Raw genomic sequence first — 15,219 nt, 5'->3', positions numbered from 1 at the left:
GTCGCGTCAGCCGGCGGTAAAACAATCGAGCGTGCGTTCCCGCTCGAAGAACGGCACGATGACGAACTCGGTCGCTCCGGCCTCGGCGAAGCGTTCGACCTCACCGCGCACCGTCGCCTCGTTCCCGGCGATGACCACGTCGGCCGGCCCGGCCGCACCCTCCCGGTCGAGCATCGCCCGGTAGGACGGCAGCGAGCCGTACATCCGGAACGCCTTGGCGGCGTGTTCCCGGGCCTGCTCGGGATCGTCGGTGACGGCCACCGGTAGCGCGACGACGATTTGCGGCGCCGGCCGCCCGGCTTCCTCGGCCGCGGCCCGGATCGAGGGCACAACGTGCCCGCCGACGGTTTCGAGCCCGCTCATCCAGGTGGCGGTGCCTGCGGTCATGCGCCCGGCGAGCTCGAGCATTTTGGGTCCGAGTGCGGCAACGACCGTCGGGACCGGCTCGGCCGGGATATCGAGCGCGACTCGCCCGGTCAACGTTTCCCCGGCGTAGTCGGCAGGCTCCCCGGCCAGCAGCGGCATCAGGATCGACAGGTAGTCGCGCAGGTGGCGGACCTGCCCCCACTTCATGCCGAGCATGCCTTCGATGACGACCTTGTGCGAGAGGCCGATGCCGAGCGTGAAGCGGCCGTCGGACACTTGCGCGACGGTGCGGGCCTGCGTGGCCAGCGCGAACGGGTGGCGCGGATAGGTCGGCACGACGGCGGTGCCCAGACCGATCGTCGGCGCCTCACGGGCGGCGATGGCGAGCACGGTGAGCGCGTCGATACCGAAGACCTGTGGCATCCAGGCGCGGGCAAAACCGCGTTCATCGGCCTCGCGGATGCGCTCGACGGCGGTGTCGACGGTCTGCTCCTGAACGAAAACCCCGATATCCACGCCTGGTCCCTTTCGTGTCGCTCCGCTGCCTTGCGCACGGCCGTTCGAAGGCTAGTCCGCGACGGCGGACGGTCGCCACCCACCGGGCTGACCTGGGGTTATTTGCAGGCCGAGGGGCGGGCACCGCAACCGTCCGTGCACCCCCCTGCGGACCCCGTTTCGGGCCTGTTCGGCGGGTGCTCGGATGACAGACACACCAAAAAATGTGGTCTGACCTGGGGGGTGGGTTCGCAATCAGGGGCTACCGTGGGTACGGTTCGCTACGGCTGCTGGGTAACCGGCGCCGTGTAGGTAAACGATGAGACGGAGGAACCGTGGCCCTTCCCCAGTTGACCGATGAGCAGCGCGCCGCTGCGTTGGAGAAGGCGGCTGCCGCTCGTCGCGCCCGGGCGGAGCTCAAGGAGCGCCTGAAGCGTGGCGGCACCGACCTGAAGCAGGTTCTCGCCGACGCCGAAAGCGACGAGATTCTCGGCAAGATGAAGGTTTCGGCGCTGCTCGAGGCTCTGCCCAAGGTTGGCAAGGTCAAGGCGCAGGAGATCATGACCGAGCTCGAGATTGCGCCGACCCGTCGGCTGCGTGGACTCGGCGATCGGCAGCGTAAGGCGCTGCTCGCCAAGTTCGATTTCGCGTCCTGACGCGAGGGTGATCGCCGAGTTGGGCGATGTGCAGAGGGGTCGACTGGTTGTTCTGGTCGGCCCCTCAGCCGTCGGTAAATCAACTGTCGTTCGCTGCTTGCGCGAGCGTGTCCCCGACCTGGTGTTCAGCGTTTCGGCGACCACGCGGCCGCCGCGGCCCGGTGAGGTCGACGGCCGGGATTACCGCTTCGTCGATCGGTCCGAGTTCGACCGGATGATCGCGGCGGGGGAGTTGCTCGAATGGGCCGAGATCCACGGTGGTCTGCAGCGGTCCGGTACGCCTGCCGCGCCGGTGCGGGCGGCGCTGGAAGCAGGCACCCCGGTGCTGGTCGAGGTCGATCTGGCCGGGGCCCGTTCGGTGCGCGCCGCGATGCCCGAAGCCGTCGGGGTGTTCATGGCCCCGCCGAGTTGGGAGGAATTGGTGTCTCGGCTCACCGGACGAGGCACCGAATCCGAGGAAGTGATCGCGCGCCGGTTGGAGACCGCCCGGGTCGAATTGGACGCGCGTGACGAGTTCGACATCGTCGTCGTCAATGACGACGTGCAACGGACCTGCGAAACCTTGGTATCCTTGTTGGTCGGACGACCGCCGGAACGCGTCGCCCACTAATTTTCTTCGTTCTTGCCCACGTAAGTCGCCCGTAGTAAAGCAACGATTCAGGAGTGTTCGAGTGAGCAGTAGCCAGGCCGCAGCGACCGAGTTCAAGGCGGAACTCCCGGCATACGACACCCCGCTCGGCATCACCAACCCGCCGATCGACGAGTTGCTCGACCGCACGTCCTCGAAGTACGCGCTGGTCATCTACGCCGCCAAGCGGGCGCGCCAGATCAACGATTACTACAACCAGCTCGGCGACGGCATCCTCGAGTACGTCGGCCCGCTCGTCGAGCCGGGTCTGCAGGAGAAGCCGCTGTCCATCGCCCTGCGCGAAATCCACTCCGACCTTCTCGAGCACACCGAGGGCGAGTGAGCGGTACGGCACGCATCGCCGCCGAGCACCGTCGCAACATCGTCGTCGGGGTCGGCGGCGGGATTGCGGCCTACAAGAGTTGCGCGCTGATCCGGCTGTTCGCCGAGGCCGGTCACCACGTCCGCGTGATTCCGACGGAATCCGCGCTGGAATTCGTCGGTCGGGCCACGTTCGAGGCGCTGTCCGGCAATCCGGTGCGCACCGATGTCTTCGAGGACGTTCCCCAGGTCGCGCACGTCCGGCTCGGCCAGGAGGCCGACCTCGTCGTCATCGCGCCGGCGACCGCGGACCTGATGGCCCGCGCCGCGCACGGCCGCGCCGACGATCTGCTCACCGCCACGCTCCTCACCGCACGCTGTCCGGTGGTGTTCGCCCCCGCGATGCACACCGAAATGTGGGAGCACCCGGCGACCGTCGCCAACGTCGCGACGCTGCGCGCCCGCGGCAACACCGTCCTCGAGCCGGCCTCCGGTCGCCTCACCGGTGTCGACACCGGTCCCGGCCGGCTGCCCGAACCCGAGGAGATTCACGCGCTCGCCTCGCTGCTGCTCGAGCGCGCAGACGCGCTGCCGCGAGACCTCGAGGGCCGCCATGTGGTCGTGTCGGCCGGCGGCACCAGAGAGCCGCTCGACCCGGTCCGATTCCTCGGCAACCGCAGTTCCGGCAAGCAGGGCTATGCGATCGCCCGGCTGGCCGCCCAGCGCGGTGCCACGGTCACGCTGATCTCGGGGGTCACCGCCGGGCTCACCGAGCCCGCTGCGGTCGACGTGGTGCACGTGACGACCGCCGAGCAGATGCGGGTCGCCGTGGACAAGCACGCGCCCGATGCCGATGCCGTGGTCATGTCCGCGGCCGTCGCGGATTTCCGTCCCTCCACCGTGGCCACCGCGAAGATCAAAAAGGGCAAGGCGGAACCGGACTCCATTCCGCTCGTCCGCAACGACGACATCCTGGCCGGTCTGGTGCGCGCCCGCGACGACGGCAAGCTGCAGAAGACCACCGCCATCGTCGGATTCGCCGCCGAGACCGGGGACGCCGACGGCGACGTGCTGCATCACGCACGCCAGAAGCTCGCCCGCAAGGGGTGCGACCTGCTCGTGGTGAACGCGGTCGGCGAAGGCCGTGCGTTCGAGGTGGACAGCAACGACGGCTGGCTGCTGTCCGAGGACGGCTCCGAGGTTGCCATGGAGCACGGTTCGAAGGCTCTGATGGCCAGCCGAGTGCTCGATGCTTTGGTTGCGGCGATGCATCGCCGTAACCCCTGAGCTGGCATTCTTGAATACTCTGATTACAAGTAGTGCGCTACGCCACGTGTTGGGGCACCGTACTAGGGTTACCAGCGGCTGACACGGGGTGTGTCGGCAACCTGTCGAGAGGGAGATTCTGTGGGCACGACCGGCAGTCGGCTTTTCACCAGTGAGTCCGTGACCGAGGGGCACCCGGACAAAATCTGTGACGCGATCAGCGACTCCGTCCTCGACGCAATGCTCGCCGCCGATCCGCGCAGCCGCGTCGCGGTCGAGACACTGGTGACCACCGGGCAGGTGCACGTCGCCGGTGAGGTGACCACCACCGCGTATGTGGACATCCCGAAGATCGTTCGCGACAAGGTCCTCGAAATCGGTTACGACTCCTCCGCGAAGGGCTTCGACGGCAACTCCTGCGGCGTGAACGTCGCGATCGGCGCGCAGTCCCCGGAGATCGCCCAGGGCGTCGACCACTCGCACGAGGCACGCGTCGACGGACTCGCCGACGACGAGATCGACCGGCAGGGCGCCGGCGACCAGGGCCTGATGTTCGGCTATGCCAACAATGAGACCCCCGAGCTGATGCCGTTGCCGATCGCGCTCGCGCACCGTCTTGCCCGCCGGCTCACCGAGGTACGCAAGTCCGGTGTGCTGCCGTACCTGCGCCCGGACGGCAAGACCCAGGTCACCATCGAGTACCTCGACGACAAGCCGGTCCGGCTGGACACCGTTGTGGTGTCCACGCAGCACGCTGCCGATATCGACCTGGACAACATGCTCACCCCCGACATCCGGGAGAAGGTGCTCGATTCGGTCCTCGCCGACCTCGCACCGACCCTGGAAACTCCGCTGGACACCTCCGACGTCCGGCTGCTGGTGAATCCGACCGGCAAGTTCGTGCTCGGCGGACCGATGGGGGACGCCGGCCTGACCGGCCGCAAGATCATCGTCGACACCTACGGCGGCTACGCGCGCCACGGCGGCGGCGCGTTCTCCGGCAAGGACCCGTCGAAGGTCGACCGTTCCGCCGCGTACGCGATGCGCTGGGTTGCCAAGAATGCCGTCGCCGCGGGGCTCGCCGACCGCATCGAGGTCCAGGTCGCCTACGCCATCGGCAAGGCCGCGCCGGTCGGGCTGTTCGTGGAAACATTCGGCACGGAGAAGACCGATCCGGCGCGCATTGCGGCCGCGATCAACGAGGTCTTCGACCTGCGCCCGGGCGCGATCATCCGCGACCTGGACCTGCTGCGCCCGATCTACGCGCAGACCGCGGCCTACGGTCACTTCGGCCGCACCGATATCGATCTGCCCTGGGAGCGCACCGACCGGGCGGAGAAGCTGCGCGCCGCAGCCGGTCTGTAGCCCCACTTGGTGCGGAGCCTGCCGATTGCCCGCGTGCTGCCGCTGCTGCCGCTGCCGCACCTCGATCGGGAGTTCGACTATCTGGTGCCGGACGAGCTCGATGAGGCCGCCCAGCCGGGTGTTCGGGTACGGGTGCGGTTCGCCGGCCGCCTTGTCGACGGTTTCGTGCTCGCGCGGACGGCGACCAGTGACCATCCGGGCAAGCTGGGCACACTCGATCGGGTCGTGTCGCCGGAACGGGTACTGACCCCGGAAATCGCCGAACTCGCCGACGCGGTGGCCGCGCGCTACGCCGGAACCCGCGCGGACGTGCTGCGCCTCGCCATCCCGCCCCGGCATGCCCGCGTCGAAAACGAGGAGCCGAAAACGGCGGAAGCCATGCCGCCGGCGACCGTTGCGGCCGATGGCTGGTCCGAGTACACGCACGGTTCTGCCTTCATTGGAGCAGTGCGGGCCGGTCGCGCGCCGCGCGCGGCGTGGCAGGCACTGCCCGGCGAGGATTGGCCGCAACGGCTGGCCGAGCTGGCCGGGGTTGCCGTCGAGTCCGGTGCCGGTGCGTTGCTGCTGGTTCCCGACCAGCGCGACCTCGACCGGGTGCACGCCGCCTGTGTCGGACTGCTCGGCGGCGAGCAGGTGGTCGGCCTCGCCGCCGGACTGGGTCCGGCCGCCCGGTACCGGCGCTGGCTCGCGGTGCTCCGTGGCACGGCGCGAGTCGTCGTTGGCACCCGCTCGGCTGTGTTCGCCCCGGTGGATCGGCTAGGGCTGGTCGCAATCTGGGACGACGGAGACGACACCTACGCCGAACCGCGTTCGCCGTACCCGCATGCGCGGGAGGTGGCATTGCTGCGTGCGCACGCCACGGGCTGCGCATTCGTCGTCGGCGGCTTCGCGCGGACCGCGGAAACCCAGTCGCTCGTCGACACCGGCTGGGCCCGCGACCTCCTCGCGTCCCGGCAGCGGATCCGCACCCGCTCGCCGCGGATCGTGGTGCCCGGCGACACGGACGTCGCGCTGGAACGCGACCCGGGCGCGCGTGCCGCGCGATTGCCTGCGGTGGCGTTCGCTGCCGCACGCGAAGCGCTCGCCGCCGATCTCCCGGTGCTGGTGCAGGTGCCGCGCCGTGGTTATGTCCCGACCCTGGCGTGCGCGAAATGCCGCACCCCGGCGCGGTGCCGCAAGTGCAACGGGCCGATGCAACTGCCGTCCGGTTCGGGGGACGTGCCGACGAGCCCCTCGTGTCGCTGGTGCGGCAGCGCGGACGCGGCCTATCGCTGCGCGGCGTGCGGGTCGAGGGCGCTACGGGCACAGGTGGTCGGGGCGAGCCGCACCGCCGAGGAACTGGGCCGTGCCTTCGCCGGCGTGACCGTGCAGTCCTCGGGTGGCAACGAAATCCTCGACGAGGTCGCGTCCGGTGCGCGCGTGGTCGTCGCGACGGTGGGTGCCGAGCCGGTCGCGGCGGGTGGTTACGGTGCCGCGCTGCTCCTCGACGCATGGGCGCTGCTCGGCCGCGCCGATCTGCGGGCGGCGGAGGAAACTTTGCGCCGCTGGATGTCGGGCGCCGCGCTCGTCCGGTCCGGCGAGGCCGGGGGAAAGGTGATCGTGGTGGCCGATCCGGCCAATGCGACGGTGCAGGCGCTGGTGCGGTGGGATCCGGTCGGCCATGCTGCGGGTCAGCTGGCCGAGCGCACCGAGGTTCGGTTTCCGCCCGCCGTGCGGATCGCGGCGCTCGACGGACCGCTCGCGGCGGTCGAGGACCTGGTGGCAGGCACGGAACTGCCCGATGGCGTCGAAACCCTCGGACCGGTACCGATGCCCGACGCCGCGCAGCGGCAAGCGCCTACCGATGTCCAGCGCCTGTTGTTGCGGGTGCCGAAATCGGCCGGACTCAGTTTGTCGCGGTCCCTGGCCGCGGCGCAGGCCGTGCGGAGTGCACGAAAGGCCGACCCGCCGGTGCGGGTACAGATCGATCCGATCGATCTGGGCTGACCCCGGCGAACGGCGGCAGTTCCCGTCGCATGACGACGCGCGGCCACGCATCGAGGCCTGCGCGTGCCTCGTCGTCGCAAATCTCGCGTAGCCCAGGGCCGAGCCGATGCTCGGGCACCGGACGGAATCCGAGCCGCCAGTAGTACGGCGCGTTCCACGGCACATCCCGGAACGTGGTCAAGGTCAGGGCGTCGAGATCGTGGGCGAGCGCCCAGGCCGCTGCCGTTTCGATCAGCCGTCCGCCGATTCGCCGGTGCGCGCAGTCCGGGTGCACCGACACCTGTGCGATATGCGCGCACGAATCCACGATGTCGGCGATCAGGTAGGCCCCGACGGTCTCGGCGGGACCAGGCGTCCATACCCAACCGCGGTCGGTACGGACGTATCCCGCCAGGACATCGGCCGCGGGTGCGGGGTCATCGGCGACGGAAACCATGCCGAGTCCGCGGAACGCCTCACCTGCGGCGTCCTCGATCTCGCGGACACGGCCGATGTCGTCGGTTTGCAGGGATCGAATCAGGCCGGTCACGGCGGGGAACTATACCGGGAACATTCTATCGGCGCCTTGCGTTCGATAGATTGACGATATATCGTCGATACTACGTACAACGCCTGAGGAGGCAGACATGCAGTACCAAAATGACCATCAACGTGATGAATTCGGCCCGTGGATGAACCGACGTCCACGCGGCGGCCGGATGGGACGGCCAGAACTCGCCGAGCGCGGACACGACCATCGGCACGGCCCCCGCGGCCACGGCCCGGGCTTCGGTCCCGGTGGCCCGGGCTTCGGTCCGGGCTTCGGTCCGGGCGCACCCTTCGGCCGAGGACGCGGACGTGGCGGCCGCGGCCGTCGCGGTGACGTGCGCGCGGCGATCCTGCTCTTGCTCGAGGACCGTCCGATGCACGGCTACGAGCTGATTCAGCAGATCCGCGAGCGCAGCAACGACGTTTGGCGGCCCAGCCCCGGATCGATCTACCCCGCGCTGTCTCAGCTCGAGGACGAGGGCCTGCTGCTGATCGAGAAGATCGCGGGCCGCAAGACGGCCACCCTTACCGAGGCTGGACGCCAGTACATCGAGAGCAACCGCGACGAGCTCGGCGATCCGTGGGCCGACGTGAACGCCGGCGTCGGCGACCAGGCCCTCGATCTTCGCGCACTCGTCGGGCAACTGATGGGTGCAGCCGGCCAGGTCGCGATGGCAGGCACCCCGGAACAGGCCAAGCGGGCCGGCGAGGTGCTGACCGAGGCGCGCCGCGCGATGTACCGGATTCTCGCCGAGGACGATCAGGCCGACGAGGTTGACGGTGCCGACGAAGCGGACCAGCAAGGATCCGATCACGATCCGGCCTAGTCCGGGTCCAAAGGCAAGCGCGCGTGCTTCCATGAGGCCATGAGTCGGTCGATGATGCCGCGACTCGCCGCAGTGCTCGCCTGCGTCTTGGGGCTGTGGCTCGTCGCCCTTCCCAGCGCGGGCGCCGATCCGGTGGACGGCGTCTCGCCGGTGGTCGTACCGACCGGTGCCGGACCCGAGCAGTTCGGCCCCGGCGACGCAATCCGCTACGCCGAGGCCCATCCCGACATCGCGCCCCCGGGAGCCAATGACTTCGGCTGCCGGCCCAGTCCGGGAACGCTGCCGGTCGTGCTCGCGCACGGTACCGACACCGCCGCGTACACGGACTGGGCCGGGCTCTCACCCCGGTTGAAGCGAGCCGGCTACTGCGTCTTCGCGCCGAACTACGGCGGTCGCCCCGGTGCCGATCACTACGGCACCGAGGCGATTTCGACCAGCGCCGTTCAGTTCCGCGACTTCGTCGATCGGGTTCGCGCCGCGACCGGCGCAGCCGAGGTCGACGTGGTGGGCTTCTCCCAGGGCGCAACGATGTCGCGCTACTACGTCAACAAGCTCGGTGGCGCGGACGCCGTGCGCCGCTGGGTCGGACTCGCGTCGCCGACCTACGGCGGCGTGATGTACGGGCTCGTGCCGCTGGTCCGTGCCATTCCCGGCGGCGTCGATGCGGTCCAGGACTTCACCTCTCTCGCGGTGGTCGAGCAGATGGCCAACTCCGACTTCCTCGCCGGGCTCAACGCGGGCTCGGACACTGTGCCGGGGGTGCAGTACACCACCATCGGTTCCCGCTACGACGAGATGATCCAGCCGAACTCGAATATTGCCCTGCGCGGCCCAGGGGCGGTGAACATCATCGTGCAGGATCTCTGCCCGATCGACATGTCGGGGCATTTCAACATGGTCTACGACCAGTTCGCCCAGCAGTTGGTGCTCAATGCGCTCGACCCGACCCGTGCGGTGGTACCCGAGTGCCGGTTCGTTGCGCTCGGCACGGGGATACCAGATGTCGTTCTGGCGGCCAATTTCTGACCTGCCCTGCGCGGGGGCAGCAGTTGGCCGGGCGGGGAATCGGCACCCGCCCGGCCATCTGCCGTTCTACCAGGGCTGATGCCGCCCCGCGCGACAACGCGCAGTATTGCCCGCCCGCGCCGCCACGGCGGGGTGGGCGGTCCCTAGACTGAAGCGGACCAAACATCGACCCGCTGGAGCAGCCCGTGACCGTAGTCCCCGTCCGCCTGTTCGGCGACCCGATCCTGCGTAGCCGCGCCGACGAGGTCGTCGACTTCGACCGTGAGCTACGCAATTTGGTGGCCGATCTCGGCGACACGATGCACGAGCAGGGGGGAGTCGGCCTGGCCGCACCGCAGATCGGTGTCGCGTTGCGGGTCTTCGCCTACGATGTGCACGGCACCAGCGGTCACCTGGTAAACCCGAAGTTCGAGGTGATCGGCGACGACGAACAATTAGGCCCCGAAGGGTGCCTGTCCATTCCGGAACTGCGCGCGGACTGCCTGCGCGCAATGCGCGTCGTGGCACGCGGGTTCGACATGCACGGTGAACCGGTCACCATCGACGGCGACGGCCTGCTGGCCCGGTGCATCCAACACGAGATCGACCATCTCGACGGGGTGCTGTTCCTCGACCGCCTCGATCCGGCGGCTCGACGCGAGGCGATGCGGCAGATTCGGTCTTCGGACTGGTTCGGCGCCGAACCGCCTGTCGTGAAGGCCAATCCGTACGGCCTGCACGGAACGGGGCGCTGATGCGACTGCTTTTCGCGGGCACACCCGAGCCGGCCGTGCCGTCGCTGCGGCGGCTGATCGACTCGCCCAACCACGAGGTGGTGGCCGTCCTCACTCGCCCCGACGCCGTCGCCGGTCGCGGCCGGCGGGTCACCCGTTCACCGGTCGGTGCGCTCGCCGACGAGGCCGGTATCCCGGTACTCACCCCGGCGAAGCCGAGCGAGCCCGATTTTCTCGATCGGTTGCGCGAACTTGCCCCCGACTGCGCGCCGGTGGTGGCCTACGGCGGGCTGATACCAACTGCGGCACTGGATATCCCACGGTTCGGCTGGGTCAATCTGCACTTCTCGCTGCTGCCCGCGTGGCGTGGCGCCGCGCCCGTACAGGCGGCGATCAACGCCGGCGACGAGATCACCGGCGCAACGACGTTCCGGCTGGAAAAAGGTCTCGACACCGGGCCGGTGTACGGGGTGATGACCGAACGCATTCGCGAACACGACACCGCGGGGGAACTGCTTGCCCGACTGGCAGATTCGGGCGCAAAGCTGCTCGAATCGACCCTGGACGGACTGGCATCGGAAGCGCTGCAGGCGGTTCCGCAGCCCGACAACGGAATCTCACACGCCCCCAAGGTCACCGTAGATTCGGCTCGGGTGGTTTGGCACCGTCCCGCCGCCGCCGTCGATCGGCACATCCGCGCGGTCACCCCCGCGCCCGGCGCGTGGACGACGGTGTCGGACAACCGGATCAAGGTCGGGGCCGTGGAGATCGAACCAGGCCTCGCGCTTGCTCCCGGCGCGTTCGAGGTACGCAAGGACGGTGTGTTCGTCGGCACCGCGACCGATGCGATTCGTTTGAAAAGTGTTCAGCCACAAGGAAAGCGAATGATGCCCGCTCTCGACTGGGCGCGCGGGGCCCGACTCGGAGAGGGTGTGGTGGCGAAATGAACGGCGAGTCGAAACCGCCTCGGCGGCGGTCCAAGTCGCCCGGTTCGGGACCGTCGGAACGCTCCCGGCGTCCGGGGCAGCCGCCGAATACCGCGGTCGCGCAACGCGATGACCCTCGGCTGGCCGCCCGCGATGTGCTGCGTGCGGTTCGCGAACGCGACGCGTACGCCAACCTCGTGTTGCCCGGCTTGCTGCGCGAACGCCGCATCACCGGCCGCGACGCCGCGCTGGCCACCGAACTCACCTACGGCGCTTGCCGATCCCAAGGGCTCCTGGATGCGGTGATTGCCGAGTGTGCGGCCCGCCCGATCACCGAGATTGACGGTCCGCTGCTCGATGTGCTTCGGCTCGGCACCTACCAACTACTCCGCACCCGAATCGCCGCGCACGCCGCGGTCGCCACCTCCGTCGACCTGGTCCGCACCGAGGCGGGCAGCGGAAAGGCCGGATTCGTCAACGCGGTCCTTCGCAAGGCCGGCGCCAAGACGGAGCAGCAATGGGTGGCGAAGCTCGCCCCGAACAGCGAACGCGACCCGATCGGTCACCTGGCGTTCCAATTCGCTCATCCGCGCTGGATCGCGCAGTCCTTCGCGGACGCGCTCGGCCCGCGGGCCGGCGAGTTGCGTGCCGTGCTCGAGGCCGACGATGCCCGCCCGCAGGTGCATCTCGTCGCGCGCCCAGGTGAGATCAGTGCCGAGGAACTCGCGTTGATCACCGGCGGTGAGCCCGGTCCGTACTCGCCGTACGCCGTGCACCTCGACGGTGGCGATCCCGGCGCGCTCGAACCGGTGCGGGATGGCCTTGCCGCGGTGCAGGACGAGGGCAGCCAGCTGGTCGCGCTCGCGCTTTCCCGCGCGGCACTCGACGGTGTCGACCGAGGCCGCTGGCTCGACCTGTGCGCCGGACCCGGTGGCAAGGCGGCCCTGCTGGGGGCGCTCGCCGCGATCGAAGGGTTCCGGGTGGACGCCGTCGAGCCCGCCGAGCATCGGGCCGAGCTGGTCCGGAAATCCACGCGCGACCTCCCGGTGGATGTGCACGTCGCGGACGGTCGCGACGCCGGTCTCGCGCCCGGCTTCGACCGGATCCTCGTCGACGCACCGTGCACCGGTCTCGGCGCGCTGCGCCGCCGACCGGAGGCGCGCTGGCGCCGGCAACCGGCCGATGTGGCCGACTTGGTCCGGCTGCAACGCGAGCTGCTCGCCGCCGCGCTCGAGTTGATTCGTCCGGGCGGTGTCGTGCTGTATTCGACCTGTTCGCCGCATCTGCAGGAAACGGTCGGCGTGGTCGCGGACGCCGTGCGCCGGTTCGGCGCCACCCAGCTCGATGCGCGTGAGCTGCTGCCCGGTGTGCCCGAGATCGGTACCGGTCCGCATGTGCAGCTGTGGCCACACCTGCACGGCACGGACGCCATGTTCTTGGCCGCACTAACCCGCTGATCGGCCCGAATCTCCTGCGGCGGCCCCGTTCGGTGTGCCTATCATTGCGCCAAGTCGCGTCCCGCCCGCTGATCGGATCCCGGAATGACGAAGCCGTCGAAGTTGCTCACCGAAGCCGAGTATGTGCTGATCCGGGAGACCAAACGCAGGAAGCTGACCGGTCTCGACGAAGACGACCTGATCGATCTGCACACCCGCGTTCGGCGCGCGCGCAACAAGTACGTCAAGCTCTACCGACGCAAGGGCGCTGCCAAGGTCGACGCGAAGAAGGCTCGCGGACAGGCGAAGTCGGCGAATCGGCGCAACGCCGAGAAGGCCGAGGTCTTCGAGGAGGCGCTGAGTAGAGTCAGTTTGCGCCTCGCCACCCTCGCCGCGCACAGCGCGCTCGAATTGAAAGAGGAACGGCTCGCGGCGGCGCACAAGGAGGGGACGTCATTCGCATCGACGCGCGGCGACGGCAAGGTCACCTCCGCTGGGCGGGCTCGCGCCGACACCACCAGGGACTCGGCGGGCCGCAAAAAGTACGAGGCGTCCAGGATCGCCGCGGGTGCACGGCGACAAGCGAAGAAGGACGGCCGCGGCGCTTAGGTCGCCGGTGACACCGCAACCGGACGAGATCGGGTCGCCCGCCGATCTCGCCGAGGCACTCGACTCGACCGGCTACCTGGCCGACGAGGGTCTCGCGATGACCGTGTTTCTGGCGATGCGGATGGGCCGACCGCTGTTCTGCGAGGGCGAACCCGGCACCGGCAAGACCTCGCTCGCGGCGGGTCTCGCACAGGCGCTCGGCCTACCGCTGATTCGGCTGCAGTGCCACGAAGGCATCGACGCAACGCAGGCGCTCTACGACTGGGACTTTCCCCGCCAGTTGCTGCACCTGCGCACGCTGGAGGCGGCCAGCGGTGGCGCGCTGGACGCGGACGCGGCCGAACGTTCCCTCTACACGCGGCGGTTCCTGCTCGAACGTCCGCTGCTGCGCGCGCTCACCGAAGCGCCGTGCGTGCTACTCGTCGACGAGATCGACCGTGCCGACGACGAGTTCGAAGCATTCCTGCTGCAGTTGCTCGACGAAAATGCCGTCACCATCCCGGAACTCGGGGAAATCCGGGCCGCGACCCCGCCGCTGACCGTGCTCACCTCCAATCGCACCCGCGAGGTGCACGACGCGCTCAAGCGCCGCTGTCTCTACCACTGGCTCGAGCACCCCGACCTGCCGCGTGAGGTCGCGATCCTGCAGCGGCGGGTGCCGGGGATCGCGCCCCGACTCGCCGAACAGGTCGCCACCGCGGTGCATGCGTTGCGTGCGCAGGAACTGCTGAAGCCACCCGGCGTCGCCGAAACACTGGATTGGGCGCGGGCGCTTCGTGAACTGGGCCGCGACGAACTGGACGCGCAAACCGCGGCCGCGACGCTCGGCGCGGTGCTGAAATACCGGGAGGATCTCGACCGGGTGGTGCGTGCCGGGCTCGACCGGCTGCTCACGCCGTGACCGGCGAACTGGTCGGGCTGACCGGGTTCGCGCGAGCGCTGGCGCACGCCGGCCTACCCGTCGCGACGGACTCGGTGGAATCGTTCGTGCGCGCGGTGGAATTGGTCGACGTCGCCGATCCGGATCAGGTGTACTGGGCGGGCCGCGCCACGTTGTGCCGGGATCCGGCCGACCACGCCCCCTACGACCTGGCGTTCGACGCGTGGTTCCACCGCCGGCCGCCGCCTTCGGGTGCGCGCACTCGTCGTCAGCATCCGCGGCGGAGCCGGACCGCGGTCCTGACCCCGGGCGAGCAGCGCGGCCGCGCCGACGCGACGGACGCGCACGCCGTTGCCGCCGCCGACACCGAGGTACTGCGGCACCGTGACATCGCCGAACTGAGTGCTGCGGAGCGGGCCCATCTCAACGAGTTGATCGCCGTACTGCATCCGCGACCACCGCTGCGCCCCGCGGTGCGACTGCGCCCGTCCCGTCGCGGCCGGGTCGACCCACGCCGCACCGTCCGCGACATGCTCGCCGCGGGCGGCGAACCGGTGCGCCCGAGCCGGCAGCGCCGGGCGGTGCGACCGCGCCGGGTGGTGCTGCTGATCGACGTCTCCGGCTCGATGAGCCCGTATGCGGATGCGTTGCTGCGTTTCGCGCATGTGGTGACTCGCACGAATCCTTCTGGTACCGAGGTCTTTTCGCTGGGTACCCGGCTGACCAGATTGTCGCGTGCGCTGCGCGCCAGAGACGCCGAGGCTGCGCTGTCCGCAGCAGGCCGCTCGGTACCGGACTGGGCGGGCGGCACTCGGCTGGGGGAGACGCTGCGGGCATTTCTCGACCGGTGGGGACGGCGTGGGCTGGCCCGTGGCGCGGTGGTGGTGATCTTCTCCGACGGGTGGGAGCGCGGCGACCCGGCACTGCTTGCCGAGCAGCTGGCGCAACTGCATCGGCTCGCCCGGGCCGTGCTGTGGGTCAACCCGCACGCCGGCGCGGCCGGTTACCGTCCGGTGCAGGGTGGGATCGCGGCCGCGCTGCCGCACCTGGACCGTCTGCTTGCCGGCCACTCACTCGCAACTTTGCAGGAACTACTGGACGAGATGCGCAAGGCCTGAGGCGAACGCTTCCGAGCGAATTCCACGCGGTGGTTGCAGGTTTGACCATTTCGGGTGTTTGAGCAGGGCAGGT

The 15,219-nt window shown here is 69.5% G+C and carries 16 protein-coding genes; 14 read left to right on the top strand and 2 right to left on the bottom strand.

From position 1 onward, the window contains the following. Positions 1-6: 6 nt before the first annotated feature. A complete protein-coding gene (locus OG921_RS18870; RefSeq protein ID WP_266114057.1) occupies positions 7-882 on the bottom strand; it encodes a TIGR03564 family F420-dependent LLM class oxidoreductase in 876 nt (291 codons plus the stop codon). Between the two features lie 314 nt (positions 883-1,196). Here OG921_RS18870 and mihF point away from each other — a divergent pair, with 314 nt between their 5' ends. From mihF to OG921_RS18840, 6 genes are all read left to right on the top strand, one after another. Beyond that, positions 1,197-1,517, top strand: a complete 321-nt coding sequence (mihF, locus tag OG921_RS18865) for an integration host factor, actinobacterial type (RefSeq protein ID WP_266114056.1) — start codon at positions 1,197-1,199, stop codon at positions 1,515-1,517. 28 nt (positions 1,518-1,545) lie between these two features. Beyond that, positions 1,546-2,127 carry a guanylate kinase gene (gmk, locus tag OG921_RS18860; RefSeq protein ID WP_266114055.1) on the top strand — a complete coding sequence of 194 codons (582 nt, stop codon included), beginning with the start codon at positions 1,546-1,548 and terminating at the stop codon, positions 2,125-2,127. A gap of 61 nt (positions 2,128-2,188) precedes the next feature. Beyond that, a complete protein-coding gene (gene rpoZ, locus OG921_RS18855) occupies positions 2,189-2,488 on the top strand; it encodes a DNA-directed RNA polymerase subunit omega (RefSeq protein ID WP_266114054.1) in 300 nt (99 codons plus the stop codon). After that, complete coding sequence (gene coaBC, locus OG921_RS18850; protein WP_266114053.1) at positions 2,485-3,753, top strand: bifunctional phosphopantothenoylcysteine decarboxylase/phosphopantothenate--cysteine ligase CoaBC; 1,269 nt, start codon at positions 2,485-2,487, stop codon at positions 3,751-3,753. Before rpoZ ends, coaBC begins: the two co-directional genes overlap by 4 nt. Positions 3,754-3,873: 120 nt before the next feature. Continuing rightward, on the top strand, positions 3,874-5,097 hold the full coding sequence (gene metK, locus OG921_RS18845) for a methionine adenosyltransferase (RefSeq protein WP_266114052.1): 1,224 nt from the start codon (positions 3,874-3,876) through the stop codon (positions 5,095-5,097). Positions 5,098-5,106: 9 nt separating this feature from the next. After that, entirely contained in the window at positions 5,107-7,083 is a 1,977-nt protein-coding gene (locus tag OG921_RS18840) for a primosomal protein N' (protein ID WP_266114049.1), read from the top strand. Here the strand turns inward: OG921_RS18840 and OG921_RS18835 are convergent. Continuing rightward, positions 6,983-7,612 carry a GNAT family N-acetyltransferase gene (locus OG921_RS18835; RefSeq protein ID WP_266114048.1) on the bottom strand — a complete coding sequence of 210 codons (630 nt, stop codon included), beginning with the start codon at positions 7,610-7,612 and terminating at the stop codon, positions 6,983-6,985. The two genes, OG921_RS18840 and OG921_RS18835, sit on opposite strands and share 101 nt — an antisense overlap. A gap of 97 nt (positions 7,613-7,709) precedes the next feature. On the opposite strand from OG921_RS18835, the gene OG921_RS18830 reads away from it, so the two are divergent. From OG921_RS18830 to OG921_RS18795, 8 genes are all read left to right on the top strand, one after another. Next, positions 7,710-8,438: a PadR family transcriptional regulator gene (locus tag OG921_RS18830; RefSeq protein ID WP_266114047.1), complete on the top strand. Its 729-nt coding sequence runs from the start codon at positions 7,710-7,712 to the stop codon at positions 8,436-8,438. Positions 8,439-8,477: 39 nt separating this feature from the next. After that, entirely contained in the window at positions 8,478-9,464 is a 987-nt protein-coding gene (locus OG921_RS18825) for a triacylglycerol lipase (protein WP_266114045.1), read from the top strand. Between the two features lie 185 nt (positions 9,465-9,649). Beyond that, entirely contained in the window at positions 9,650-10,198 is a 549-nt protein-coding gene (gene def / locus OG921_RS18820; RefSeq protein ID WP_266114044.1) for a peptide deformylase, read from the top strand. After that, positions 10,198-11,124: a methionyl-tRNA formyltransferase gene (gene fmt, locus OG921_RS18815; protein ID WP_266114043.1), complete on the top strand. Its 927-nt coding sequence runs from the start codon at positions 10,198-10,200 to the stop codon at positions 11,122-11,124. Before def ends, fmt begins: the two co-directional genes overlap by 1 nt. Beyond that, on the top strand, positions 11,121-12,560 hold the full coding sequence (locus tag OG921_RS18810) for an RsmB/NOP family class I SAM-dependent RNA methyltransferase (RefSeq protein WP_266114041.1): 1,440 nt from the start codon (positions 11,121-11,123) through the stop codon (positions 12,558-12,560). Before fmt ends, OG921_RS18810 begins: the two co-directional genes overlap by 4 nt. Before the next feature lie 84 nt (positions 12,561-12,644). Beyond that, complete coding sequence (locus tag OG921_RS18805; RefSeq protein WP_266114040.1) at positions 12,645-13,148, top strand: hypothetical protein; 504 nt, start codon at positions 12,645-12,647, stop codon at positions 13,146-13,148. A 7-nt stretch (positions 13,149-13,155) separates the two neighbouring features. Next, complete coding sequence (locus tag OG921_RS18800) at positions 13,156-14,049, top strand: MoxR family ATPase (protein WP_266114039.1); 894 nt, start codon at positions 13,156-13,158, stop codon at positions 14,047-14,049. Next, positions 14,046-15,146, top strand: coding sequence for a VWA domain-containing protein (locus tag OG921_RS18795; protein ID WP_266114038.1), 1,101 nt, complete (start codon positions 14,046-14,048; stop codon positions 15,144-15,146). Before OG921_RS18800 ends, OG921_RS18795 begins: the two co-directional genes overlap by 4 nt. Positions 15,147-15,219: the final 73 nt, after the last annotated feature.

It is taken from the genome of Aldersonia sp. NBC_00410 (assembly GCF_026342035.1).
Classification (GTDB): Bacteria; Actinomycetota; Actinomycetes; order Mycobacteriales; family Mycobacteriaceae; genus Aldersonia.
This window is presented reverse-complemented; position numbering and strand designations above follow the sequence as displayed.

Excerpts from the sequence above, each read along its gene's own strand:
- fmt (WP_266114043.1), top strand. The coding sequence starts at position 10,198 with ATGCGACTGCTTTTCGCGGGCACACCCGAGCCGGCCGTGCCGTCGCTG.
- OG921_RS18830 (WP_266114047.1), top strand. The coding sequence starts at position 7,710 with ATGCAGTACCAAAATGACCATCAACGTGATGAATTCGGCCCGTGGATG.
- OG921_RS18825 (WP_266114045.1), top strand. The coding sequence starts at position 8,478 with ATGAGTCGGTCGATGATGCCGCGACTCGCCGCAGTGCTCGCCTGCGTC.
- OG921_RS18805 (WP_266114040.1), top strand. The coding sequence starts at position 12,645 with ATGACGAAGCCGTCGAAGTTGCTCACCGAAGCCGAGTATGTGCTGATC.
- OG921_RS18810 (WP_266114041.1), top strand. The coding sequence starts at position 11,121 with ATGAACGGCGAGTCGAAACCGCCTCGGCGGCGGTCCAAGTCGCCCGGT.